Origin of the sequence: Sphingobium cupriresistens LL01, from assembly GCF_001046645.1 — a bacterium.
Taxonomy (GTDB): domain Bacteria; phylum Pseudomonadota; class Alphaproteobacteria; order Sphingomonadales; family Sphingomonadaceae; genus Sphingobium; species Sphingobium cupriresistens.
This window is the reverse complement of sequence record NZ_KQ130435.1, coordinates 442,538-466,326: the sequence shown is the minus strand read 5'-3', so window position 1 is coordinate 466,326 and position 23,789 is coordinate 442,538. Positions and strand designations below refer to the sequence as shown.

Annotated in this window: 24 protein-coding genes, 1 tRNA gene and 1 pseudogene; 19 read left to right on the top strand and 7 right to left on the bottom strand. The window is 62.3% G+C overall.

Features of this window, described 5'->3' with window-relative positions:
* Positions 1-8: 8 nt before the first annotated feature.
* From V473_RS15295 to V473_RS15285, 3 genes are all read right to left on the bottom strand, one after another.
* Entirely contained in the window at positions 9-254 is a 246-nt protein-coding gene (locus V473_RS15295) for a hypothetical protein (protein WP_242496129.1), read from the bottom strand.
* Between the two features lie 88 nt (positions 255-342).
* Positions 343-1,212 (bottom strand): tetratricopeptide repeat protein, encoded by an 870-nt coding sequence (locus V473_RS15290; RefSeq protein WP_066606708.1) that lies wholly within the window; start codon positions 1,210-1,212, stop codon positions 343-345.
* A complete protein-coding gene (locus V473_RS15285) occupies positions 1,212-1,985 on the bottom strand; it encodes an alpha/beta fold hydrolase (RefSeq protein ID WP_066606706.1) in 774 nt (257 codons plus the stop codon). The genes V473_RS15290 and V473_RS15285 overlap by 1 nt, the downstream gene beginning before the upstream one ends.
* 122 nt (positions 1,986-2,107) lie before the next feature.
* Between V473_RS15285 and V473_RS15280 the strand changes: the two genes are divergently transcribed.
* The 7 genes and pseudogenes from V473_RS15280 (at position 2,108) to V473_RS24160 (ending at position 8,075) form a co-directional block, all read left to right on the top strand.
* Positions 2,108-2,194, top strand: a tRNA-Leu gene (locus V473_RS15280).
* Positions 2,195-2,370: 176 nt separating this feature from the next.
* On the top strand, positions 2,371-2,673 hold the full coding sequence (locus V473_RS24435; RefSeq protein WP_244884435.1) for a type II toxin-antitoxin system Phd/YefM family antitoxin: 303 nt from the start codon (positions 2,371-2,373) through the stop codon (positions 2,671-2,673).
* Positions 2,670-4,244, top strand: coding sequence for a type I restriction-modification system subunit M (locus V473_RS15270; RefSeq protein WP_066606702.1), 1,575 nt, complete (start codon positions 2,670-2,672; stop codon positions 4,242-4,244). The genes V473_RS24435 and V473_RS15270 overlap by 4 nt, the downstream gene beginning before the upstream one ends.
* Positions 4,241-5,044 carry a RhuM family protein gene (rhuM, locus tag V473_RS15265; protein ID WP_082679153.1) on the top strand — a complete coding sequence of 268 codons (804 nt, stop codon included), beginning with the start codon at positions 4,241-4,243 and terminating at the stop codon, positions 5,042-5,044. The genes V473_RS15270 and rhuM overlap by 4 nt, the downstream gene beginning before the upstream one ends.
* Positions 5,045-5,055: 11 nt before the next feature.
* On the top strand, positions 5,056-7,233 hold the full coding sequence (locus V473_RS15260; protein WP_201785530.1) for a type I restriction endonuclease subunit R: 2,178 nt from the start codon (positions 5,056-5,058) through the stop codon (positions 7,231-7,233).
* 300 nt (positions 7,234-7,533) lie between these two features.
* A pseudogene (locus V473_RS24630) lies at positions 7,534-7,761 on the top strand (DUF6538 domain-containing protein); the annotation flags it as partial.
* 26 nt (positions 7,762-7,787) lie between these two features.
* Positions 7,788-8,075, top strand: coding sequence for a hypothetical protein (locus V473_RS24160; protein ID WP_129926735.1), 288 nt, complete (start codon positions 7,788-7,790; stop codon positions 8,073-8,075).
* Positions 8,076-8,332: 257 nt separating this feature from the next.
* Here V473_RS24160 and V473_RS15245 read toward each other — a convergent pair whose 3' ends face one another.
* Positions 8,333-9,910, bottom strand: coding sequence for a peptide chain release factor 3 (locus V473_RS15245; RefSeq protein ID WP_066607473.1), 1,578 nt, complete (start codon positions 9,908-9,910; stop codon positions 8,333-8,335).
* A gap of 456 nt (positions 9,911-10,366) precedes the next feature.
* Positions 10,367-11,257 (bottom strand): aldose 1-epimerase family protein, encoded by an 891-nt coding sequence (locus V473_RS15240; RefSeq protein ID WP_244884432.1) that lies wholly within the window; start codon positions 11,255-11,257, stop codon positions 10,367-10,369.
* Positions 11,258-11,381: 124 nt separating this feature from the next.
* Between V473_RS15240 and V473_RS15235 the strand changes: the two genes are divergently transcribed.
* The 3 genes from V473_RS15235 to V473_RS15225 all read left to right on the top strand — a co-directional run bounded on the left by V473_RS15235 (position 11,382) and on the right by V473_RS15225 (position 13,001).
* On the top strand, positions 11,382-11,918 hold the full coding sequence (locus tag V473_RS15235; protein ID WP_148648419.1) for a hypothetical protein: 537 nt from the start codon (positions 11,382-11,384) through the stop codon (positions 11,916-11,918).
* 104 nt (positions 11,919-12,022) lie between these two features.
* Positions 12,023-12,448, top strand: coding sequence for a SufE family protein (locus V473_RS15230; protein ID WP_066606691.1), 426 nt, complete (start codon positions 12,023-12,025; stop codon positions 12,446-12,448).
* Positions 12,449-12,506: 58 nt separating this feature from the next.
* On the top strand, positions 12,507-13,001 hold the full coding sequence (locus V473_RS15225) for a hypothetical protein (protein WP_066606688.1): 495 nt from the start codon (positions 12,507-12,509) through the stop codon (positions 12,999-13,001).
* Between the two features lie 121 nt (positions 13,002-13,122).
* Here V473_RS15225 and ggt read toward each other — a convergent pair whose 3' ends face one another.
* A complete protein-coding gene (gene ggt / locus V473_RS15220; RefSeq protein WP_066606686.1) occupies positions 13,123-14,823 on the bottom strand; it encodes a gamma-glutamyltransferase in 1,701 nt (566 codons plus the stop codon).
* Between the two features lie 326 nt (positions 14,824-15,149).
* Positions 15,150-16,205 carry a quinone-dependent dihydroorotate dehydrogenase gene (locus V473_RS15215; RefSeq protein WP_066606684.1) on the bottom strand — a complete coding sequence of 352 codons (1,056 nt, stop codon included), beginning with the start codon at positions 16,203-16,205 and terminating at the stop codon, positions 15,150-15,152.
* Between the two features lie 352 nt (positions 16,206-16,557).
* Between V473_RS15215 and V473_RS15210 the strand changes: the two genes are divergently transcribed.
* From V473_RS15210 to V473_RS15170, 9 genes are all read left to right on the top strand, one after another.
* Positions 16,558-17,499 carry a helix-turn-helix domain-containing protein gene (locus V473_RS15210; RefSeq protein WP_066606682.1) on the top strand — a complete coding sequence of 314 codons (942 nt, stop codon included), beginning with the start codon at positions 16,558-16,560 and terminating at the stop codon, positions 17,497-17,499.
* A 212-nt stretch (positions 17,500-17,711) separates the two neighbouring features.
* Positions 17,712-18,122, top strand: coding sequence for an RrF2 family transcriptional regulator (locus tag V473_RS15205; protein WP_066606680.1), 411 nt, complete (start codon positions 17,712-17,714; stop codon positions 18,120-18,122).
* Complete coding sequence (sufB, locus tag V473_RS15200; protein WP_066606678.1) at positions 18,119-19,618, top strand: Fe-S cluster assembly protein SufB; 1,500 nt, start codon at positions 18,119-18,121, stop codon at positions 19,616-19,618. Before V473_RS15205 ends, sufB begins: the two co-directional genes overlap by 4 nt.
* A gap of 39 nt (positions 19,619-19,657) precedes the next feature.
* Positions 19,658-20,113 (top strand): hypothetical protein, encoded by a 456-nt coding sequence (locus V473_RS15195; RefSeq protein ID WP_066606675.1) that lies wholly within the window; start codon positions 19,658-19,660, stop codon positions 20,111-20,113.
* Between the two features lie 3 nt (positions 20,114-20,116).
* Entirely contained in the window at positions 20,117-20,863 is a 747-nt protein-coding gene (sufC, locus tag V473_RS15190) for a Fe-S cluster assembly ATPase SufC (RefSeq protein ID WP_066606672.1), read from the top strand.
* Positions 20,860-21,612, top strand: a complete 753-nt coding sequence (locus V473_RS15185; protein ID WP_066606669.1) for a SufD family Fe-S cluster assembly protein — start codon at positions 20,860-20,862, stop codon at positions 21,610-21,612. The genes sufC and V473_RS15185 overlap by 4 nt, the downstream gene beginning before the upstream one ends.
* A complete protein-coding gene (locus tag V473_RS15180; RefSeq protein WP_066606667.1) occupies positions 21,609-22,820 on the top strand; it encodes a cysteine desulfurase in 1,212 nt (403 codons plus the stop codon). Before V473_RS15185 ends, V473_RS15180 begins: the two co-directional genes overlap by 4 nt.
* Positions 22,813-23,274 (top strand): SUF system Fe-S cluster assembly protein, encoded by a 462-nt coding sequence (locus tag V473_RS15175; RefSeq protein ID WP_066606661.1) that lies wholly within the window; start codon positions 22,813-22,815, stop codon positions 23,272-23,274. The genes V473_RS15180 and V473_RS15175 overlap by 8 nt, the downstream gene beginning before the upstream one ends.
* 108 nt (positions 23,275-23,382) lie before the next feature.
* The gene (locus tag V473_RS15170) at positions 23,383-23,745 is read left to right on the top strand and encodes a HesB/IscA family protein (protein ID WP_066606657.1); all 363 of its coding nucleotides are present in this window, start codon (positions 23,383-23,385) and stop codon (positions 23,743-23,745) included.
* Positions 23,746-23,789 lie beyond the last annotated feature (44 nt).

Genomic DNA, 23,789 nt, shown 5'->3' with positions numbered 1-23,789 from the left:
CGGCCTTATCAGCACCGGCCCCGGCGACGATCCCGACGCGAACAGCGATCGTCCTTGTCGCCGATGACCGCGCCGACGGCGCCACCGATCGCCGCACCTTCGACCGTGCCAAGACCGGTGGCGCTACCCACGACCGCGCCGCCCGCGCCGCCGATCAGGCCGCCGCGCGTCGCGCCGCGCGAACAGGCGGTGGTCGCCATCGCACCGATCAGCAGCAGGCCGATCGCCGCGCCTTTCTTCCAATAACTGTCCAACTCGCTGTCTCCTTCGTGCAATCCCGCTGCGGTCGAGCGAACGGAGCAAAGGCGAAAGCGGTTCCGTTACAAAGTCTTGCTGGTGATCTTAACGGGCAGGCTTGGCGACGGGAAGCCGCGACAGATTGTCCGCCGCCGCCTTGCCGGACGGGCTGTCCGGGGCCAGCTTCACCGCCCGCGCCCAGGCCGCGCGCGCAATATCCTCATGATCGGTCAGGACGGCGATATTGCCCTCCTCCAGCGCGACCGAAGCATCGTCGGGCGACAATTGCACCGCCCGCGCAATATGCGCCTGCGCCAGGCGCATCTCGCCTGACCGGCGCGCCAGCGTTGCCGACAACAGCCAGCCCAGCGGGTCTTTGGGCGCCTGCGCCAGCGCAACGTCCAGCGAATCGCGCGCGGCATCCGGCTCGTTCAGCGCGACAAGCGCCCGCGCCCGGTCCAGATGAACCTCGCCTTTTTCCAGCCCGTCGGGCAATCCGCGCGCCAGCGCCGCGTCGAAATCGCCGCGCGCCTTGGGCAGGTCGCCGCTGGCCATGGCGGCATTGCCGGCCTGCGCCCAGAGCCGCGCCGCCTCCACCATTTCACCGCTGCGCTCGGCCTCCTCGGCCGCCTGCTCGAACGCCACGATCGCCGGCGTCCAGCGCTCGGCGCGCGCATAGGCAAAGCCCATGCAATGGCGCGCATAGAAGCTGCCCCCGTCGATCCGCCATTTCTGGGCGAAGGCGATCCCGGCATCGGGCGATTCGATCGCCTGGTCCAGGCACGCCTGAAACGGTTCGGCGAATTTGGCGGGGACAGGGATTTTTCCGTCCGCCCGCGCGGGAGCCGTCGCCGCAGGATTCACGGCCGCTGCCGCAGCGGCGCGCTCTTCCTGCTTCTCCCTGCGGCTGCGATTCATCACCGCCTCGGTTTCGGGGGAATAGGCCTGGAGCAGGAGCGGCAGGAGAAAGGGCATCAGAGGATATCCACCTTTTGGGCCAGATCGGCGACGGTGCGGATCAACAGCGCGATGTCGCCGTCGCGCGACAGGCGATGGTCGCCGTCCTTAATCAGCAGCGTCTGCACATCGGATGAACGCACCAGCCCCGCCGTTTTGACCGCCACATACCAGGGCACGTCGCGGTCCTGCTGCCCGTGGAGCAGTCGCACCGGGCAATCGATCGCGATTGCGCCCTCCAGCAGCCGCAACGCCTGCCCCGACTGCCAGAAGGTCAGCGTCGTGACATAGGGATCTTCGCCATAGGGAGATGGTTCCTCGATCCGTCCCTCCGTCGCCAGCAGCGCCTTGTCGGCGTCGGTAAAGCCCCATTCGGTAAAGTCGGGTGCCGCGGCGATGCCGACCAGCCCCACAACGCGATCGGGCAGCGCCAACGCCACCAGCAATGCCAGCCAGCCGCCCATGGACGATCCGACCAGCACCACCGGCCCCTCGACCAGCGCATCCAGCAACAGCAGCACATCGTCGCGCCAACTCGCCAGCGTCCCGTCCGCAAACCGCCCCTCGCTGGCCCCGCAACCCGCATAATCCATCCGCAGCATCGCGCGGCCCTGCTCTACGGCCCACCGCTCCAGCGCGACCGCCTTGCCGCCCTCCATGTCGGACATGTAGCCGGGCAGGAAGACGATCGTCGGTCCGCTGCCGACCTGCCGCCGATAGGCCAGGCGCAGCCCATCGGGCCGGGCGAACAGCGCGGGCGGGGTGGCGGGAATATCATTCACGTTCAGCATCCTTCATGATCTTGCGATGACGATCCCGCCTTAGACGGGCTTTTTGCGATGGCGAGAAAAATATTGGAGACAATGCGTTGACAGCTTTGGGGGACCCGGTTAGAGGCGCCCTCCTACCCCGTGCCCAGATGGCGGAATTGGTAGACGCACCAGCTTCAGGTGCTGGCGATCGCAAGGTCGTGGAGGTTCGAGTCCTCTTCTGGGCACCATTGCTTCCTCCGGACATGTCCATAAATGTCCGGAGAAGTCCCCAAAATCAAAGGTTTTTGACGGTAGGCGAGTCCACCCGCATCCGGTCAAAGTATGGCTTGCGTCGCTCGGTGCCATACGAAATTACTCAACGGAACCAACCACATAAAGGCCAAGTGCTGGCACTCCTTTTATCTTGCCCTCCACATCTTACGCCAACCTACTCGCCGAAAACACGCCAGACCTCGCCGCGAGCAGATATTCAGTCATTGCTCAAAAGAGCCATTTCAGCTTTATTGGCGCAATGGGGCAACGCGAAAGTGCAGCTATGAAAACCATGTCGGCGCGTGAGGCGAAGAACGGCTTTGGCCTGATGATCGACACCGCGCGCGCAAGTCCGGTGCTGATCGAAAAGCATGGACGCGGTGTGGTGGTGGTGCTCGCGGTTGAGGAATATGAACGGTTGAAAGCCAAAGAAGCGGGAACACCAGCGCAGTGAGCAACCTCAGAGAAGCCGAGCGGGCCGAACTGCACAAGACCATCTGGCGCATCGCCAACGACCTGCGCGGTAGCGTCGATGGGTGGGATTTCAAAACCTATGTTCTGGGGATGCTGTTCTACCGCTTCATCTCCGAGAATCTGGTCGCCTATCTGAATGAGCAGGAACGCCGCGCCGGTTCGCCCGATTTTGACTATGCCACGCTGAGCGATGCCGATGCCGAATTTGGTCGGGCCGAAACAGTGAAGGAAAAGGGGTTCTACATCCTGCCCTCCAGCCTGTTTGCCAATGTCCGGACGCGGGCGCGCAACGATGCGAACCTCAACGAAACGCTCTCCCGCATCTTTGCCGAGATAGAAGGGTCAGCCAACGGCGCGGACAGCGAGGATGACCTGAAAGGACTGTTTGACGATCTGGATGTCAACAGCAGCAAACTTGGCCCGACCGTGGCGAAGCGCAACGAAAAGCTGGTCAAGCTGCTCGACGCCATTGGCGATCTGCCTCTGACGCGCGGCGGGTTTTCGGACAAGAGCATCGATCTGTTCGGCGATGCCTATGAATATCTGATGCAGATGTATGCCTCCACCGCCGGCAAGTCGGGCGGGGAATATTACACCCCGCAGGAGGTATCGGAGCTGCTGGCCCGCATCACGGTGGCGGGCAAGGATGAGGTGAACAAGGTTTATGATCCGGCCTGCGGGTCGGGATCCTTGCTGCTCAATTTCAGCAAGGTGCTGGGGCCAGACAAGGTGCGGCAGGGCTTTTTCGGTCAGGAAATCAACCTCACCACCTACAATCTGTGCCGGATCAACATGTTCCTGCACGATGTGAACTATGAAAAGTTTGACATCGCGCACGGTGACACGCTGACCGACCCCGCGCATTGGGATGACGAACCGTTTGAGGCGATTGTCTCCAACCCGCCTTATTCGATCAAATGGGATGGTGATGCCAATCCGCTGATGATTAACGATCCGCGCTTTGCCCCGGCGGGTGTGCTCGCACCCAAGAGCAAGGCCGATCTCGCCTTCACCCTGCACATTCTGCACTGGCTGGCGGTGAACGGCACGGCGGCCATCGTCGAGTTTCCCGGCGTGCTCTATCGCGGCGGCGCGGAACAGAAGATCAGGCAATATCTGATCGACAATAATTATGTCGATGCGGTGATCCAGCTTCCGCCCGATCTGTTTTTCGGAACTACCATCGCCACCTGCATCGTCGTGCTGAAAAAATCCAAGGCGGACAATGCGACCCTGTTCATCGATGCCAGTGCCGAATTTGCGCGGCATGGCAACAAGAATAAGCTGGCGGGCGAGCATCGCCAAAAGATTCTGGACGCCTTTGCCGCGCGGGAGAGCGTGGAGCATTTTGCGCGGCTGGTGGAAAACAGCGCGATTGCCGAAAACGGCTATAACATCGCCGTGTCATCCTATGTGGAGCAGGAGGATACTCGGGCCACGGTGGATATCTCCGCACTCAACGCCGAAATCGCCGCCATCGTTGCGCGGCAGGCCGTGTTGCGGGAGCAGATAGACGCGATTGTTGCCGATCTGGAAGGGGTTGCGGCATGAGCGCGGAAACGCCGGGCGGCGAAATCATACTCTACCAACGCGGCGATGCGCCCGCCATCGACGTGCGGCTTGATGGTAATACGGTCTGGCTGAGCCAGCAGCAGTTGGCGGATTTGTTCCAGACATCGCGCACCAACGTCGTGGAGCACATCGCCAACATCTACGCCGAAGGCGAACTGGACGAGGCCGCAACCTGTCGGGAATTCCGACAGGTTCGCACCGAAGGCACACGCGAAGTCGCGCGGACACTTCCATTCTACAACCTCGACCTCATCATTTCCCTTGGTTATCGGGTGCGTTCTCGCATCGCCACGGCCTTTCGCATCTGGGCTACCGAGCGGCTGCGTGAATATCTGGTCAAGGGCTTCACCATGGACGATGCCCGCCTGAAAAATCTGGGCGGCGGCAGCTATTGGAAAGAGCTGCTGGACCGCATCCGCGACATCCGCAGCAGCGAGAAGGTCTTATACCGGCAGGTGCTCGATCTTTATGCCACCAGCATCGATTACGATCCGCGTGCCGAAGCCAGCGCCGAGTTTTTCAAAACCGTGCAAAACAAGCTGCACCACGCAGCGCATGGACAGACTGCGGCAGAAGTCATCAAACAGCGTGCCGATGCCAGCAAACCGTTCATGGGCTTGCTGTCCTTCAGTGGCGCGCAGCCGACCAAGGCCGAAGCGGGCATCGCCAAAAACTATCTGGATGCCGATGAACTGAAACGCCTGAACACGCTGGTATCTGCCTATTTCGATGCCGCCGAGTTTCGTGCTCTGAACCATGAACCCACCTATATATCCTGACCCGCTATTGCGTGTTCGATGTCGATCGCAAATTGCTGGTGATGCGGCCCTATCAGATTGTGGCGGCCGAGGCGATTTTGATGCGTATCGCCGGATCCACCAATTTGCGGCAATTGGGCACGCCTGCCGCCGGCGGCTATATCTGGCACACCACCGGCAGCGGCAAGACGCTGACCAGTTTCAAGGCCGCGCAATTGGCGCGCAGCCTGCCCGGTATCGACAAGGTGCTGTTCGTGGTGGACCGCAAGGATCTGGATTACCAGACCATGCGTGAATACGAACGGTTCGAGAAAGGCGCGGCCAATTCCAACACGTCCACCGCCGTGCTGCAACGGCAGTTGGAAGACCCGAACGCCCGGATCATCATCACCACGATCCAGAAGCTGTCGCGCTTTGTTGCCACAAACCGCAAGCATGCCGTCTATGACGGCCATGTGGTGGTGATCTTCGACGAATGCCATCGCAGCCAGTTTGGTGACATGCACGCCGAAATCACCCGGTCTTTCCGCCGCTATCACCTGTTCGGGTTTACCGGCACGCCGATCTTTGCCGAAAATTCCGGCACCGGCGGCGATCCAAGGCGCAGGACGACGCAGCAGGCTTTCGGCGACAAGCTGCATACCTACACCATCGTCGATGCCATCAATGACAAGAACGTGCTGCCGTTCCGGATCGACTATATCAACACGATCAAGGCCGGAGGGTGGATCAAGGACAAGCAGGTATCGGCCATCGATACCGAGCGGGCATTGCTGGCACCGGAACGGATTGCCCAAATCGTCGGCTATATCCGCGAACACTTTGATCAGAAGACCAAGCGCAGCAGTTCCTACCGGCATGATGACAAACGCATGGCGGGCTTCAATTCGCTGCTGGCCACGGCTTCGATTGATGCGGCCAAGCTCTATTATGCGGAATTTGCCAGGCAGCAGCAGTCCTTGCCAGAGGCGCAGCGACTGAAGGTCGGCCTGATCTACAGCTTCGCCGCCAATGAGGATGAGGAAGGCGGCCTGCTGGGCGAGGAGGAATTTGAAACCGACCGGCTGGATCAGGGTTCACGCGGTTTTCTGGAAGGTGCGATCCTGGATTACAATACCCTGTTTGGCACCAGCTTCGACACCTCGGCTGACAAGTTCCAGAATTATTACAAGGATTTGTCGCAGCGCCTGAAAAAGCGCGAACTGGACATGGTGATCGTGGTCAACATGTTCCTGACCGGGTTCGATGCCACGACGCTCAACACCCTGTGGGCAGACAAGAACCTGAAGGCGCATGGCTTGATCCAGGCCTATTCGCGCACGAACCGCATCCTCAATTCGGTCAAGACCTATGGCAACATCGTGTCTTTCCGCAATCTGGAGAAGGAAACCAACGACGCGCTGGCTTTGTTTGGCAACAAGGACGCCAAGGGCATCGTGTTGCTCAAGCCCTATGCGGAATATTATGGGGAGTATGAAAAGCGGGTCGCCGAACTGCTTGGCACATATCCGCTCGGCGAGCCGATCATTGGGGAAGCTGCGCAAAAGGCCTTCATCAAACTGTTCGGTTCGATCCTGCGTTTGCGCAATATCCTGACTGCGTTCGATGATTTTGCAGGCAACGAAATCCTCAGTCAGCGCGAGTTTCAGGACTACCAAAGCCTGTATCTCAACCTTTATGCCGAATTTCGCAGCGTGTCCGACGCGGACAAAGAGGCGATCAACAACGACGTTGTGTTCGAAATCGAACTGATCAAGCAGGTCGAGATCAACGTCGATTATATCCTGCTGCTGGTCGAGCGTTACCTTTCATCGAAGGGAACCGGTGACGACAAGGAAATTCTGGCGACCATCGAGCGCGCCATCAATTCCAGCCCATCGCTCAGGAACAAGAAGGAGCTGATAGAGCGGTTCGTCAATTCCGTTTCATCATCAGCCAAGGTCGATGCGCAGTGGCAAGAGTTTGTCGCAGCCAGGAAAGCGGAAGAACTCGAACGGATAATTGCGGACGAAGGCCTCAACGCAGAAGCGACGCATGGCTTCATCGACAATGCGTTCCGCGATGGCGCGATCCCTTCAACAGGAATCGCGATCACAAAAATCATGCCGCCAGTGTCCCGATTTTCGAAGGGCAACGGCCATGCGGCGAAGAAGCAGGCCGTCTTGGATAAACTGGCCGCCTTCTTCGATCGATATTTCGGGCTGTCATGAAATGGCGGCTTGATTCGTCTTTAGTACCTGTCCAAGCGCAGATTTGGGCAGGGAGCCGAAAATGATTTTACGGTCATGATTTGCATCGAAGCAAATCGTCCGCAGCGATTTGAGTCCTGATTGAAGACCAACGCCAGTGCCATGACGGTATTTTCGACGGTATCGAAAATCGAAAAATTGCAATAAAGCATTGTGATATAACGCTTTGTCGACACATCACGGTCCCTCTTCTGGGCACCAGTTCCCCAATATCGTTCGAAATGCGAGGAGATCGTAGGTCAGACGACCTCCGACGCGCGTTTGCTACACACTTTTGCTAAACAATCTGCGCGGCAATCGTCCCGAAACCCTCGGAAAACCGCCAGTGATCGTCGAAGTGGCTGTTACACAAATCTGCCACACAATACGCCTGTCGGGCTGTGTCTGCGCGGCACACAATTCTACTATCGTCGCCGCGTTCCGCGTGATGCTCGCGATCTGATCGGTCGCACGCAGATATGGCGTTCGCTTCGGACGGATAGTCTCAAAGTCGCCTGCGCCGGTCGCCCGTGGCGATGGCGCGGATCGACGCTGAGATCGAGCACAGTCGTTGGATGGCGGGCCTCCCTCATGATCAGACGCTTTTCGAACCGTCACTTAACGATGCGGTGGCAAGGCGACCGACGATCCGTGAAGCAGCCCCTATCGAACAGGAGGTGACGACACCTCCCGTCCAGCCTTCCAGCCTGACCTTTGGCGATGCCTATGAGCGTTATCTCGCCGATCCGACACAGGCACGGTCGGCGCGAACGCGCGAATCATATGAGACAAGCCGTAAGCTCGCTATGTCGGTGATTGTATAGGATGCTCCGATGCACACGCGCGCGCTCACTGTCGCGACTATATCGATATGCTACGGTTCATGCCGCGCAATGCCGTCAAGCGCTTCCCGAAACTCACCGCACGCCAAGCCGCCGACCGGGCTCGCAAGCGCGGCGAAATCCACGCCACGGGACATGCTGCGCTCATGGGAATTTTGGATGCCGTTTTAAGGCCCGCCTCGAAGGCCCTCGCCTGTTACGACAAAGGCGGCCTCCAGTTCGCGGGAGCACGCTGCTGATTACCGTTCCTTGGTCGCGCTGAATTTCACCTTGGGGTGGCGTTCCTGCTGGTAGCCGATGTCCCAGGCGCTGCGGGCCATGAAGACGAGGGCGCCGTCGCGGTCCTTGGCCATGTTGCTGACATTATGGCCGACCAGTTCCTTGATCGCCGCATCGTCGCCGCTGATCCAGCGGGCGGTGTCGAAGGGCGACTGTTCAAGGCCTGCGGCGACCTTATATTCGGCCTCCAGGCGTGAGATCAGCACTTCGAGCTGAAGCTGGCCGACGACGCCGACGATCCAGTTGCTGCCGATTTCGGGGTAGAAGACCTGGATCACGCCCTCTTCGGACAGATCGTCCAGCGCCTTGCGCAACTGCTTGGTCTTGGTCGGGTCCTTGAGTTGCACGCGGCGCAGGATTTCCGGCGCGAAATTGGGCAGGCCGGTGAAGCGCAGGCCGGGCTTTTCGGACAGGGTATCGCCCACGCGCAGCGCGCCATGATTGGGGATGCCGATGATGTCTCCGGGGAACGCCTCGTCGGCCAGTTCGCGGTCCTGCGCGAAGAAGAGGATCGGCGAGTGGACCGCGAGAGGCTTGCCCGATCCGCTGGGCGTCAGCTTCATGCCGCGTTTGAACTTGCCGGAAACGAGACGCATGAAGGCGATGCGGTCGCGGTGCATCGGATCCATATTGGCCTGCACCTTGAAGATGAAGCCGGTGACTTCGCTGTTTTCCGGCTCGATCGCGGCCGGTTCGGCGGGCTGGGCGCGGGGCGGCGGGGCGTGCTGGCCGAGCGCGTCGATCAGTTCGGTGACGCCGAACAATTTGAGCGCCGACCCGAAATAGACCGGGGTCAGGTCGCCTGCGCGATAGCGGTCGAGATCGAAATGGGCATAGCCGCCCTGCGCCAGTTCGGCTTCCTCGCGCAGTTTTTCCAGCGCATGGGGGGTGAGGAAATCGGCCAGTTTCGGGTCGTCCAGGCCGGTGAACTGGTGGCGGGTGCCGTCAAATTCTTTGGACGGGCCGGTGGGCTGCATCAGGCGGTTGGTGGCGAAGTCGTAGATACCTTCGAACTCGCCGCCCATGCCGGCGGGCCAGCTCATCGGGCACACGTCGAGCTGCAACTGGTCGGCGACCTCGTCCAGCAGGCCGAAGGTTTCGCGGCCTTCGCGATCGACCTTGTTGACGAAGGTGATGATGGGGACGTTGCGCAGGCGGCAGACTTCGAACAGCTTGCGGGTTTGCGGCTCGATCCCCTTGGCCGCGTCGATCACCATGACGGCGGAATCGACGGCGGTCAGGGTGCGATAGGTGTCTTCGCTGAAATCTTCATGGCCCGGCGTGTCGAGCAGGTTGAAGGTGATCGTCTCCCCATCGCGGGTCCGTTCGAACGTCATGACCGAGGAGGTGACGGAGATGCCGCGCTGCTGCTCGATCTTCATCCAGTCGGAGCGGGCGCGGCGGTTCGCGCCGCGGGCTTTCACTTCGCCGGCGAGGTGGATCGCGCCGCCTTCCAGCAGCAGCTTTTCGGTCAGCGTGGTCTTGCCCGCGTCGGGGTGGGAAATGATCGCGAAGGTGCGGCGGGATGGGATGGTCATGGCGCGCCCATATACCGAATCTTGGGCGAGTGCCCAGCCCGATCTATTTTTGTCCATTCGGAAGGCCGATGCAGAGTCTTACAGCGTTGATTTCTTGTTCCCGCAAGGGACGGGCATCTCGCGTAAAAATGTCTATTCGATACCGATCGCCCATATCGACCATATCCACACTGAGATGCCGCGCTGCGTTATCTCTGTGCCAGGTCGAGCCTGATGGCTTCACCAGCCTCCAGTTCCGCCCTGTTAGAGGCAATTTTCGGGTCAAGCAATCAGCTACGGCCGAACGGTCCCAGCCCCCTTCAATCTGATAAACCAGAGCCGCCCGTCGATTGTCCTCACGCTCTGAAAAGCGGTTCACCCAATAGAGAAAGGCAATAAGGGAGAATATTAGCATAGCCCAAATGACGATCACAATCGGCGGGGGCGATTGCCTCACCAGATTCCGAAACGAAATAGTCATGGCGAAACCAGCGTCACGTCCATGCGGAAGGATCGGTGGTCGCCCGGCAGCAGCGCCATGATGCCCTGCTTGTCCCAGACGTCGCCGGTAAAGCCCACCAGATCGGCCATGCCGGCCCAGGGCTCGACGCACAGATAATGCGCGCCGGGCTTTTGCCAGAGGCCGAGCCAGGGGGTGTCGGGGAAATCGATCTTCAGATGCGGTTGGCCCGGCACACCCCAGGTCAGCGAGCGGCTGGCGAGATCGTCCCAGATCAGGGCGTCGCCGTCGAACAGGGCGTAGGTGGGGACGAGCGTGTCGCCGTTCACTGGCGAGGGGCATGGTTCGTGGGCGATCAGGCCGGGTTCGCTGCCGACCTTGCGGATCGGGGCGGGTTCGGGCGCCTCGAAGAGGATGCGATGATCCTCGACTGTGCCGCCATAGGGAAGCGGCCAGGCGAAGGCGGGATGATAGCCGAAGCTGAAGGGCATGGCCGTTTCGCCCCGGTTGGTGACGGTGGCGGTCATGCGCAGGGTTGCGCCTTCGCACGCGAAGGCCATGTCGAGGCGGAAGTCGAAGGGATAGACGGCGCGCGTCTCATGGTCCGCCTCCAGCCGCAGCAGCAGGTGATTATCGTCCTGTTCGATGGGCAGGAAGACGCTGCGGCGGGCGAAGCCGTGCTGGGGCATGGGATAGTCCTGGCCGTCCAGTCGATAGACGTCTCCGCGCGACCGGCCGACGAAGGGGAAGAGCAGCGGCGCATGGCCGGTCCACCAGCGAGGATCGGCGTTTGTCATCATCTCGCGCCCGGCAGCGTCCTGCAAAGACCAGAGTTCCGCGCCGATCGGATCGATGGCGGCGGACAGGGTGGACGAGGCGATGGTGAGGCGCGCGTCGGATCGGGACAAGACATATCTCCTGCGGGATGGAGCGTGCCGCATAGCGCGGGGGGTGCGCCTTGTCTTGCGCCACAATCGTTTCGGCCCGGAACCGACCTGTCCGTCGCTGGTTTGATGGGCCGGGAGGACTATCATGCAATTTACGACGACCGCCATTGCCCTGATGTTGATGCTGCCGGGTGCGGCGCTGGCTCAGGAGGCACCCAAGCCGGATCAGACCAAGCCGGATCAGACCAAGCAGGAGCCGGAAAAGCGCCGTGACGGGACGCTGGACAAGGCCGGTACCATCGCGACGCAACCGGCGCGCGACATTGGGTTGGACAAGGACGAGATTCCGCCCGTTTTGCTCAAGGCGGTGGACAATCCCTATGTTGCGCCGCCTTCGCGGACCTGCAAGGGGCTGAAAGCCTCTCTGGCCGAACTCAACGCCGTGCTGGGCGAGGATTTTACCATCGGCGCGAAGGCGAACGAGAATCGCACCGGCAAGATCGCCGAGGCGGTCGGCAAGACGATCGTCAATTCGCTCATCCCCTTCCGCGGGCTGGTCCGCGAGATCAGCGGCGCCGCCCCGGCCGAGCGGCGGTTGCAGGCCGCGGTGACGGCGGGCGTCGCGCGGCGCGGCTATCTGCGCGGCTATGCGGCGGCCAAGGGATGCAAGGTCACGAACTGACGGGTGCGGTGGACAGATAAGATAGAGGATGCCTGTCCCCGCCTGCGCGGGAACAGGTTGCGCCATGATGCAAAGCGGGTTCCGCTTTTACCATTTGCCCCTATATGGCGGGCATGACCGACCAGCCCAATCTCGCCGATCTTCAGGAAGAATATGAATTTCTCGATGTGGACGACCGTTATCGGTTGCTGATCGACCTGGGGCGCGGGCTGGAGGACATGCCCGATGCGCTCAAGACCGGCGCGACGTTGGTGCGGGGCTGTTCGGCGGCGGTGTGGGTCTATCCTACGGTCCTGGATGATGGTCGGCTACATTTCCTGGCGGACAGCAATGCCGCGATTACCAAGGGGATTATTGCGCTGGTGCTGCTGACCGTTCAGGATCGCGCGCCCGGCGACATCAGCGCGTCCGATATCGAGGGCGCACTGGCGCCGTTCGACCTCAAGAACCAGCTCAGTTCCAACCGGACCCAGGGTATTCCCAACATGATCGCCCTGATCCGCGACACGGCGGCGCGTTACGCCGCATAGGAAACTCCCGGCGGGTTGAAACATTGTCCTTCCGTAACTGTATGGAAGGAAAACGGCGATGCGCGCCATTGTGATGATTGCAGCTGTGGCCACGCTGGCGGCCTGCAGCGACAACACGCCCAAGGAGCCGACCCAGCGCGAGCAGATCGGCCAGGTATGGAAATATGAGGGCGGTGAGAGTGGCAAGCCCAAGGTCGCCTATATCGGCAGCGCCAACAGTGTGCAGACGATGACCGCACCCGACACATTTTCGGTCCTGCTGGTCCAGCCGCTCAAGGAGGGCGGCGCGGACGTGACGGTCAAGCTGGTCGGTGCGCCCTTTACCTGCGACCTGTCGGACTGCCGGATCACGGCCACCACTGACGACGGCAAGCGCCACGAATGGAAAGGGCGGATGGCGACCAATGACGACGGCATCGCGATCGCGCCGTCGCAGGGGGCTTATGATGCGATCAAGGACGCCAAGAGCATGAAGGTCGACCTGGTGGTGGACGGGAAGGCACAGACCGCGCCGTTCGACTTCAATCTGGCGGGGCTGGATTTGAACGGGTGATCTTCATGCTCCGTTCGTGCTGAGTAGCCATTGGGCGAAATCGAAATGGCGTATCGAAGGATGCTTCGATACCGGACTTCGACAAGCTCAGCCCTACTCAGCACGAACGGGTTTGTCGGGATTACTCCTGCAACGACACGCCTGGACTGCGCGGGTCGGCGGCGCCCTGCCAGTGGCCGTCAGGCAGACGCTCGGCGGCATTGGCCTTGAGGCCCATGCGGTTGACGCTGACGCGGTGGCCCAGTTTCTCCAGTGGTGCCTTCATGGCTTCGAGCGACGTGCCCTGTTCCAGAACCAGTCCGTCGCCGTTGAAGAAGAGCAGGCCATGGGCGATCGAGTCCTGCGCCGAGAGGCCCCAGTCGAAATGGGCGATCAGCGCCTTGGCGACCTGCATAATGATGGTCTTGCCGCCCGCCGCGCCGACGGTGAAGATGGGCGTGCCACCGGCGTCATAGACGATGGTGGGCGACATAGAGGAGAGAGGGCGCTTGCCTGGTTCCACCCGGTTGGCGACAGGCTTGCCATCCTTTTCAGGGGTGAAGCTGAAATCGGTCAATTCATTGTTGAGGATGACGCCGTTTGCGATCAGTTGGCTGCCGAAGAAACTTTCGATGGTGGAGGTCCAGGCGGCGATGTCGCCATTGCGGTCGATCGCGACGAAATGGCTGGTGCCGCTTTCGGGCTGGGGCAACGAGGCGGTGCGCGGCTGCGCGCCGGGCGGGGTGCCGGGCTTGTAGGCGCCCAGCGCCTTGTTGAGGCGGATCAGAGAGGAGCGCCGCCTGAGATAGGCGGGGTCGATCATGCCGCTGACCGGGACGGATACGAAGTCGGGGTCGCCCAGCCAGGTTTCCCGATCGGCATAGGCGAGTTGCATCGCTTCGCCGATGACGTGCCAGCTACGCGGGTCATCCTTGCCCCATTGCGCCAGCGGGAAGCGTTCCACCATGCCGAGAATTTCCAGCACGGTGACGCCGCCGGCCGAGGCCGGTCCCATGCCGCAGACGGTATAGGCGCGGTAGGGGCCGCAGACGGGCTTGCGGGGTTTCGCCTTGTAGGTCGCGAGGTCGGCCTCCGTGAGCGGCGCCGGATTCTTGGGGGCGTTGGTGACGGCGGCGCTGATGAGGCGGGCGTTTTGGCCGGTATAGAAGGCGTCCGGGCCTTCCGCAGCGATCCGCTTGAACAGGGCGGCCAGCGGCGGGTTTTTGAGGCGGGTGCCGGCCGGGGGCGGGGCGCCGTTCACCCAGAAGAGCTTCTGGATTTCGGGGAAGTCGGCCCAGATGCCTTGTGTCGCGCGCAACGCGGTGGCGGTGCGTTCGCCCAGGTCGAAGCCATCTTCGGCATAGCGGATCGCGGGGGCGAACAGGTCGGCCCAGGGCAGCTTGCCCCATTTTTTATGCGCGTCCCACGCCATGCGCAGATTGCCCGGCACGCCGGCGGAATAGCCGCCCGGCCAAGCCTGCATGAAGGGGAGGGGCTTGCCGTCTGCGCCCATGAAGCGGTCCGGCCGCGCGGCGGCGGGGGCGGTTTCGCGGCCGTCGATCGATTCGAGCAGGCCGGTCGCGCCGTCATGATGCATCAGGAAACCGCCGCCGCCGATGCCGCTATTGTGCGGTTCCACGACGTTCAGCGTGAGCATCATCGCGATCGCGGCGTCGGTGGCGCTTCCGCCCTGGCGCAATATCTCCTGTCCGGCCTGCGCCGCGCGGGGATCGGCGGCGGACACGGTGGCGTTGGTCGACACCGGCGCGCGCGCGGCGGCAGATGCGGGGATGAGGGCAAGGAGGGCGAGCGGGGCCAGCAGGCCGGGAAGGCGGGGAAGCATGGCCGTAACCCTAGCCATTGCGTTGTGCGCTGCAACCCTTTGTGGCGGTTTTTGGGCATGGCAGGGCGTTCGGTTGGGCAGAAGCGGGCGCTCAGCAGACCAGTCGCATAACCGGCAAGCGGATGACCCACACCGTCACCCCAGCGAAGGCTGGGGTCTCAGGCGACGATGCGATACGGTCGGGTAAGCGCCAAGCCGAAGCGCCGCGTCCGCCCCCTCACAAGACCCCAGCCTTCGCTGGGGTGACGGGATTTTTACGTCGCCTTCCGCTGAAGCCTCGCGCAAAGCGGAATGGCGGTAAGCCTACCCATTGATGCCGCACTATATCAGGCGTCCACGCCCACCAGTTCGGCGATCGTTTTTACCCCGTCGCGGGCCATCAGCGTCTTCAGGCTCTTGTTGATCCGCTTGGCCAGATATGGTCCTTCATAGACCAGCGCGCTGTAGAGTTGGACCAGCGACGCGCCAGCGCGGATGCGGGCATAGGCTTGGGCCGCATTGGCGATGCCGCCGACGCCGATCAGCGGCAGCCGGTTGCCGGCCAGGCGCCGGAAATCCCGAAGCCGCGCCAGCGACAGGTCGGTCAACGGCGCGCCGGACAGGCCGCCCGTTTCGCCCGCATGGGGCGAGCGCAGCGCCGGGCGCGACAGAGTGGTGTTGGACACGATCAGCGCGTCGACGCAATGGTCGATGCAGGCCGCGGCGATATCCTCCACGTCGGCCGGTTCCAGATCGGGCGCGACCTTCAGGAAAATAGGCGTCGTTCCCGCGCCGCGCGCCGCCATCACCGCAGAGAGCAGATCGTCCAGCGCGGCGCGGCCCTGCAGTGCGCGCAGGCCGGGCGTGTTGGGGGAGGAGATGTTGACGGTGAGATAGTCGGCCAGCGGGGCCATGCAGGTGACGCCGGTCACATAGTCCGCGATGCCGCGCCCGGCCGCCGTCGCATCCTTGTTTGCGCCGATATTGATGCCGATCACCGGGCCGCCGCTATTTACGGGCTGGCGGTAGCGGGCGATCCGGTCCGCGGCCGCGCCCTGACCGCCATTGTTGAAGCCGAAGCGGTTGATGACGGCGCGGTCCTCGACCAAGCGGAACAGGCGCGGCTGGGGATTGCCCGGCTGGGCCAGCGGGGTCAGCGTGCCCAGTTCGGCGAAGCCGAAGCCCAGGCCATGCATTTTATGCGCGATCCGGCCGTCCTTGTCATAGCCCGCGGCGAGGCCGATGGGGTTGGGGAAGCGGATTCCCGCCACCACCGATTCCAGCATTGGATCGACGCCAAGCGGCGCGGTGGTCGGCATTAGGCGCAAGGCGGCGATCGAGAGATGGTGGGCGCGCTCGGCATCCAGGGCGAAGAGCAGCGGGCGGATCAGGCGATAGGACATCGCCAAGCCTATGCCAGCGGACCATCGGCCCGTCGAGTCACTGTGGCCATGCGGCAACAGCGCGGCGACAAGGTTATTTCATGACAAGAAACGTCATGAATGGAACCGTTTGCGCGCCAAAAATGTCCGTTTCATCCAATAAAGTTGCTTCGATTCGGGCGTAAAGCCGCCTTGCGACCCGAAGGCTCTCTGGCCTATGGCCAATGAGACCTTTTACTGACCCGGCGGTGCAAACCGCCGGGTCATTTTTTTGGCGCATTTCAAAGCTAGGTGCCGAAAAACTTTACCATATTTCAAGCGGCCGCTTGCGCTGCGCCTGCGTTGGCGCATAGTGATCGGCAGGGGTGAAAACATGGGGTCGCATCACAGCGATAATGTGGCGCGCGCAGTCGCGTTGCCGGATGACCGCGGGCCGCTGTCCTACACGGTCGATGCCGCACAGGGGCCTGTCCGGCTGCGCTATTTCGCGCCGCCCGCGCATCTGCGCGCCTATTTCGGATCGCTTTATTATTTCACCGTGTCGGCTGATCGCTATGCCGACGTCACCCGCGCCGATGTGCCGCAGTTGCGGCTGATGCTGGAGGGTGGCGGCGACTATCATTTCCAGGACGGGACGGTGATGGCGACGCCCGACGTCTGCCTGCTGGGGCCGACCATGGGGGCGACCCGGTTCGAACTGGACCGGCCGGCGCGGGTGATGGGCATTTCGCTGCTGCCCGCCGGCTGGCTGGCGCTATATGGCGGCGACGCCAGCGAGTTGGCGGACCGGTTGTGCGACTTGGCCGCCGAACGGGGCGACGCCTATGCCCGGTTGCTGGACGGGTTGCGCGGGCTGGGCGAGGATGCCGACGCCATGGCGGCGCTGTGCTGGGCAGAACTGGGGCGGCTGACGCGGCCATTGCGCCCGGCGACCTGGGAATTACTGGCGGCGATCGACGCCTGGCTGATGGACGAAGGGTCGCCGCGGATTGAAATACTGGCGGAGACGACCGGCCTGTCGCCGCGCCAACTCGCCCGCCTGGCCAATAAATATTATGGCGCGCCGCCCAAATTGCTGGCGCGCAAATATCGGGCGCTGCGCTGTTCGGCGCGGATCGCGCTGGACGGGGAAAGCTGGCAGCAATTGTGCGAGGAGGGCGGCTTTTACGACCAGTCGCACTTCATCCGGGAAATCAAGCATTTCATCGGCCTGACCCCGCACCAGTTGCAGACCGAGCCGTCTGCGGTGGCGCAACTGACGCTACTGCGGCGATCGCTGGGCGGCGACGTGGCGGTGCTGAATCGGTTGAGTTGAGCGATCAGAACGGCTCCCATATCCATTCGCCCTCAGCCTGTCGAAGGGCCGCAACCAGCAGGATGCCTCGACAGGTTCAACCCGAACGGATTATGTGAAGCGCGTTGTTCTAAGCCTTTCCAGGCAAAAATGCCTTGATTAACCGCGCCCGCGGGGCCACATGCGGCCAATCGGATGGATTCGATCCGATTTGAGAATGGTTCGCAATTGATATGAAATTATCGAGCTTCGCTGACTATGCGGTCGTATTGATGTCCGCTGCGGCGCGCCATTGTGGCGCGGCGAAGATGAACGCGACCACGCTTTCGGCCGAAACCGGCATCCCGCTGCCCACCGCGCAAAAGCTGGTGAGCCGGCTGTCGGCGGCCGGGCTGCTCGAATCGAGCCGGGGCACCGGCGGCGGCGTGCGCCTGTCGCGCCCGCCCGCGACGATCACGCTGGCCGATGTGGTGGAGGCGGTCGAAGGACCGATCGCCATGACCGCCTGCAACGAATTGGGGGCGCATGACTGCAATCTGGAAACCGACTGCCGCATCCGCCCGCACATGAATGTGGCCAATGAAGCGATCCGATCCGCCCTGGCCGGCGTGACGATCGCCAGCCTTAGCAGAGAAATGGCATGACCGAACAAGCAACCACCGTTCAAGGCTATTCTGGCCGCAACCAGGAAGCGCAGGAGGCCGCGGATCGCGCCTCCACCTACGAACATGGCTGGTCTTCGGCCATCGAGCAGGATTTCGCGCCCAAGGGACTGAACGAGGATACGGTCCGCTTCATTTCCGCCAAGAAGAAGGAGCCGCAATGGCTGCTCGACTGGCGGTTGAAGGCGTTCGCCATGTGGAAGACGATGACGCCGCCGGACTGGGCGAAGCTGAACGTCCCGCCGATCGACTATCAGGACGCCTATTATTACGCCGAGCCGAAGAAGAAGGTGGAGCTGGACAGCCTGGACGAGGTCGATCCGGAGATATTGGCGACCTACAAGAAGCTGGGCATTCCCATCGCCGAACAGGAAGTGCTGGCAGGCGTGAAGGGTTCGCGTCGGGTCGCGGTGGACGCGGTGTTCGACAGCGTCAGCGTCGCGACGACCTTCCGCAAGGAGTTGGAGGAAGCGGGGGTCATCTTCCGCTCAATCAGCGAGGCGGTGCGCGAATATCCCGATCTGGTGAAGAAGTGGCTGGGCAAGATCGTGCCGATGCACGACAATTATTTCGCGACGCTCAACTGCGCGGTGTTTTCCGACGGCACCTTCGTCTACATTCCCAAGGGCGTGCGCTGTCCGATGGAACTCAGCACCTATTTCCGCATCAATGCGGAGAATACCGGGCAGTTCGAACGGACTTTGATCGTCGCGGACGAGGGGTCTTATGTCTCTTACCTCGAAGGCTGCACCGCGCCGATGCGCGACGAGAACCAGTTGCACGCCGCCGTGGTGGAACTGGTCGCGCTGGACGATGCGGAGATCAAATATTCGACCGTCCAGAACTGGTATCCCGGCGACGCGGACGGCAAGGGCGGCATCTATAATTTCGTGACCAAGCGCGCTTTGTGTCAGGGCAAGAACAGCAAGGTAAGCTGGACGCAGGTGGAAACCGGGTCCGCGATCACCTGGAAATATCCGTCCTGCGTGCTGAACGGCGAGAATAGCGTCGGGGAGTTTTATTCGGTCGCGCTGACCAACAATCTGCAACAGGCCGATACCGGCACCAAGATGATCCACAATGGCAAGGGGTCGCGATCGACCATCGTGTCGAAGGGGATTTCGGCCGGGCGCAGCAACAATACTTATCGCGGGCTGGTGCGCGTGGCGCCGGGGGCGGAGGGCGTGCGCAACTTCACCCAGTGCGATTCGCTGCTGCTGGGAGACCAGTGCGGCGCGCACACCGTGCCCTATATCGAGGTGCGCAACCCCAGCGCGCAGATCGAGCATGAGGCGACGACGTCGAAGATTAGCGACGACCAATTGTTCTACGCGATGCAGCGCGGGCTGGATGCGGAAAGCGCGGTGAGTTTGATCGTGAACGGGTTCGCGCGGGAAGTGTTGCAGCAATTGCCGATGGAATTTGCGGTCGAGGCGCAGAAGCTGCTGGGGATTTCGCTGGAAGGATCGGTGGGTTGACGCCAGGCGCGGCCCCATAACAGGACCAAGGAAGAAAAATTGAGCGACGAAGACGATATTCAGGATGCCCTGGCGGATTTTGCGGAGGATGTTGGCAATGGCCAGGCGTGGACCGCCGCGATCCGTATCCTGACCGAGGATTATGAGCTGGAAGAAGGCGAGCTGGAGACGCGCGCCCGCGCCGATTTCGGCGATTTGGACGCCTATGAGGCGACCAGCCGCGATACCCTGCAAAAAGCCGACGCGGCGATGACCGAGAAGCTGCGCAAGGACAAGGCGTTCCACAAGGCGAAGGCGCCCAACCTGGCCCGCATGGGGCCGGTGAGCGAGTTCGTCGTCGCGCTGCTGGAAAAGGGACCGCCGGAGGGCGAGGCCGACTGGTGGCCCTATATGCCGATCAAGCGCCATATCGACACGCTGTTCCCCGCGCCGGGCGACGTGCGGGACATGGCGTTCTGGACCGCGCGGACGCTTCAGCGGGCGCATGAGGGATAATTTATGCTGACGATCGACAATCTCACCAACGCAATCGACGGCAAGGCGATCCTGAAGGGATTGTCGCTGACCATCAATGCGGGCGAAATCCATGCGATCATGGGGCCGAACGGCGCGGGCAAATCGACGCTGGCCTATACGCTGGGTGGACGGCCGGGTTACGACGTGACGGGCGGGACCGCGACGTTTGACGATGCGGACCTGTTCGAACTGGAACCACATGAGCGCGCGGCGGCCGGGCTGTTCCTGGGCTTTCAATATCCGGTCGAGATTCCCGGCGTGTCCAACCTGCAATTTCTGCGCGAGAGCCTGAATGCGCAAAAGCGGGCGCGCGGCGAGAACGAATTGAATGGCGGCGAGTTCATCCGTCTGGCCAAGGAAAAGGCCGCGCTGCTGGGCCTCGACATGGAGATGCTCAAGCGGCCGGTGAATGTCGGCTTTTCCGGCGGCGAGAAGAAGCGGGCCGAAATGGTGCAGATGGGCATCCTTGATCCCAAGCTGGCGATCCTCGACGAGACGGACAGCGGCCTCGACATTGATGCGCTCAAGATCGTGGGCGCGGGGATCAACGCGATCATGCGCAAGTCCGACAAGGCGGTGCTGCTGATTACCCATTATCAGCGGCTGCTCGATTATGTGAAACCGGACTATGTGCACGTGCTGGCGGGTGGCCGGATCGTGAAGTCCGGCGGGCCGAACTTGGCGCTGGAGCTGGAGCGTGAGGGTTATGCCGAGGTGGTGGCGGCGTGAACGCTCTCGCTCTGCCAACCCGCCGCCAGGAAGACTGGCGCTATAGCGATGTGGAGGCTGTCGCCGCCATCTGGCCGACGCCTGCCCCGACGCGGATCGATGTGGCGGCAGGGGACGTCGCGCGCCATCATCTGTTGCAGGACGCGGCGGATGGGACGGCGGCGGTGCATGACTATGTCATCACCATCGCCGACGGGGCGCGGTGCGATTTTCATGTGCTCAATATCGGCGGCAAGCTGGGGCGGGTGACCTTTCATGTGACGATCGGAAGCCAGGCGCATTTCGAGCTGAACGGCGCGATATTGGGCGGCGGTGACCAGACGTTGGAGATCATCACCAGCGTCACGCACGCCAAGCCCGATTCGACCAGCGGTCAGACGATCCGGTCGATCCTGGGCGGTCGCGCCACCGGCAGTTACCTGGGCAGCATCAATGTCGCGCGCGATGCGCAGCGGACCGATGCATTTCAGTCGGTCAAGGCGATGCTGCTGGACCGGACGGCTACGGCCAACGCCAAGCCGGAGTTGGAGATCTTCGCCGACGACGTGAAATGCGCGCATGGCGCGACCGTGGGCGAACTGGACAAGGCGGCGCTGTTCTATATGGCGAGCCGCGGGATGGACCCGGCGACGGCCAAGACGTTGCTGCTGCGATCCTTCGTCGCGGGTGTGTTTGATGATGTGGCGGACGAGGCGGTCAGGCAAGCGCTGGAAGCGGCCGCGATCGTCAAGCTGGAGGCGTTGGTATGAACGATCTCGCCCAGACTTTGCGGTTGCGGGATGATTTCCCCGGTGTGGGCGACTGGCACTATCTGGACAGCGCCGCGACCGCGCAGAAGCCCCATGCCGTGATCGACGCTATCGCGCGCGCCTATGGCCCGGATTATGCGACGGTGCATCGCGGCGTCTATGAGCGGTCGGCCAACATGACGCTCGCCTATGAAGCGGCGCGGCGCAAGGTTGCCGGCTTCATCGGCGCGGCGAGCGACGGTGAGATCGTCTATGTCCGAGGCGCGACCGAAGGGATCAACCTGGTCGCGCAATGCTGGGCCGGGACGCAACTCAAGGCGGGCGACCGCATCCTGTTGTCGACGCTGGAGCATCACAGCAATATCGTGCCGTGGCAGATCGTCGCGGAGAAAGTCGGCGCGGCGATCGACGTCGTGCCGCTGACGCAGGATGGCAAGATCGACCTGGACGCGATGCGCGCGATGATTACGCCGCAGCACCGGATGGTCGCGCTGGCCCATGTGTCCAACGTGCTGGGCAGCGTGCTGGACGTGCGCCGCGCCGCCGATATCGCGCATATGGTGAGTGCCAAAATCTTGATCGACGGGTGCCAGGCGGTGCCGCGGCTGGCCGTCGATGTGGCGGCGATGGATTGCGACTTCTACGTCTTTTCCGCGCATAAACTCTATGGCCCGACCGGCATCGGCGTGTTGTGGGGACGGGCCGAATTGCTGGACGCGATGCCGCCCTATCAGGGTGGCGGGTCGATGATCGACAAGGTGACGTTCGAGAAGACGACCTATGCCCCCCCGCCCAACCGGTTCGAGGCGGGCACGCCGCATATCACCGGGGTCGTTGGGCTTTCCGCTGCGATCGATTATGTGCAGGGCATCGGGCTGGACAGGGTCCATGCGCATGAGTGCTCGCTGGTGGCCAAGGCGCGGGCGGCGCTGGGCGGGATGAACAGCATCCGCCTGTTCGGGCCGGACGACAGCGCGGGCATTCTGTCTTTCGCGGTCGAGGGGGTGCATCCGCACGATGTCGGCACCATATTGGATGAAACGGGCGTTGCGATCCGGGCCGGCCATCATTGCGCACAGCCGTTGATGCGCCATCTGGGCGTCGAGGCGACCGCGCGGGCCAGTTTCGGCATTTATAGCGACGAGAGCGATGTCGAGGCGCTGGTCGCGGGATTAGAAAGAGTAAGGAAGATCTTCGCCAATGACTGACAATAATCGCGAAGAAAGTAAGATCGTGATCGAGGAAGTCGAGGCGGTGGAAACCCCGCCCAAGGCGCGGGTCGACGAGGCGCGTCAGCGCGACTATCTGGACGGCTTCCTGTCCGCCAAGCCCAGCGCCGCGCCGGCCGGTGAACCGGGCGGCAACCTCTATGACGGGATCATCGAGGCGCTGAAGGAGATTTTCGACCCGGAGATCCCGGTCAATATCTATGATCTGGGCCTGATCTACGGCGTCGATGTGACGGACGATGGCCACGCCGTCGTCACCATGACGCTGACCACGCCGCATTGCCCGGTCGCTGAATCCATGCCGGGCGAAGTCGAACTGCGCGTGGGCGCGGTGCCAGGCGTGGGCGATGCGCAGGTCAACCTGGTCTGGGATCCGCCATGGGACCCACAAAAGATGAGCGATGAAGCCAAGCTGGAACTGGGGATGCTCTGAAAGTTTCCCCTCCCTTCAGGGAGGGGTCAGGGGAGTGGCTGTACGGTTCGGCTGCTCCAACATGCCCTCCCCCAATCCCTCCCTAAATGGAGGGGAGGAGACAAGAGAATGACCGACGTACAGACCAAGATCCGCGCCCGTCCCGCCGCCGTCATCCTGACGCCGACGTCGCAGGCGCGTATCGCTGACCTGATGGCGCAGGCGCCCGATGGCGCGATCGGCGTCAAGCTGTCCACGCCCAAGCGCGGCTGTTCCGGGCTGGCCTATTCGGTCGATTATGTGAACGAAGAGGCGAAGTTCGATGAGAAGATCGAGACGCCCGGCGGCGTGCTGTATATCGACGGCGCGTCGGTGCTGTACCTGATCGGATCGACGATGGATTGGGTGGAGGATGACTTCACCGCCGGCTTCGTGTTCAACAATCCCAACGCCAAGGGCAGTTGCGGCTGTGGCGAGAGCTTCACGGTTTAAGGCGGCCGTGTTCCCGCATAGGCGGAATATGATTGAAGGGGAAT

Excerpts from the sequence above, each read along its gene's own strand:
- V473_RS24160 (WP_129926735.1), top strand. The coding sequence starts at position 7,788 with ATGGCGCGGATCGACGCTGAGATCGAGCACAGTCGTTGGATGGCGGGC.
- V473_RS15205 (WP_066606680.1), top strand. The coding sequence starts at position 17,712 with ATGAAATTATCGAGCTTCGCTGACTATGCGGTCGTATTGATGTCCGCT.
- sufC (WP_066606672.1), top strand. The coding sequence starts at position 20,117 with ATGCTGACGATCGACAATCTCACCAACGCAATCGACGGCAAGGCGATC.
- V473_RS15285 (WP_066606706.1), bottom strand. The coding sequence starts at position 1,985 with ATGCTGAACGTGAATGATATTCCCGCCACCCCGCCCGCGCTGTTCGCC.
- V473_RS15290 (WP_066606708.1), bottom strand. The coding sequence starts at position 1,212 with ATGCCCTTTCTCCTGCCGCTCCTGCTCCAGGCCTATTCCCCCGAAACC.
- V473_RS15215 (WP_066606684.1), bottom strand. The coding sequence starts at position 16,205 with ATGTCCTATCGCCTGATCCGCCCGCTGCTCTTCGCCCTGGATGCCGAG.
- V473_RS15245 (WP_066607473.1), bottom strand. The coding sequence starts at position 9,910 with ATGACCATCCCATCCCGCCGCACCTTCGCGATCATTTCCCACCCCGAC.
- V473_RS15175 (WP_066606661.1), top strand. The coding sequence starts at position 22,813 with ATGACTGACAATAATCGCGAAGAAAGTAAGATCGTGATCGAGGAAGTC.
- ggt (WP_066606686.1), bottom strand. The coding sequence starts at position 14,823 with ATGCTTCCCCGCCTTCCCGGCCTGCTGGCCCCGCTCGCCCTCCTTGCC.
- V473_RS15230 (WP_066606691.1), top strand. The coding sequence starts at position 12,023 with ATGGCGGGCATGACCGACCAGCCCAATCTCGCCGATCTTCAGGAAGAA.
- V473_RS15210 (WP_066606682.1), top strand. The coding sequence starts at position 16,558 with ATGGGGTCGCATCACAGCGATAATGTGGCGCGCGCAGTCGCGTTGCCG.
- V473_RS15180 (WP_066606667.1), top strand. The coding sequence starts at position 21,609 with ATGAACGATCTCGCCCAGACTTTGCGGTTGCGGGATGATTTCCCCGGT.
- V473_RS15170 (WP_066606657.1), top strand. The coding sequence starts at position 23,383 with ATGACCGACGTACAGACCAAGATCCGCGCCCGTCCCGCCGCCGTCATC.
- V473_RS15225 (WP_066606688.1), top strand. The coding sequence starts at position 12,507 with ATGCGCGCCATTGTGATGATTGCAGCTGTGGCCACGCTGGCGGCCTGC.
- V473_RS15235 (WP_148648419.1), top strand. The coding sequence starts at position 11,382 with ATGCAATTTACGACGACCGCCATTGCCCTGATGTTGATGCTGCCGGGT.
- sufB (WP_066606678.1), top strand. The coding sequence starts at position 18,119 with ATGACCGAACAAGCAACCACCGTTCAAGGCTATTCTGGCCGCAACCAG.
- rhuM (WP_082679153.1), top strand. The coding sequence starts at position 4,241 with ATGAGCGCGGAAACGCCGGGCGGCGAAATCATACTCTACCAACGCGGC.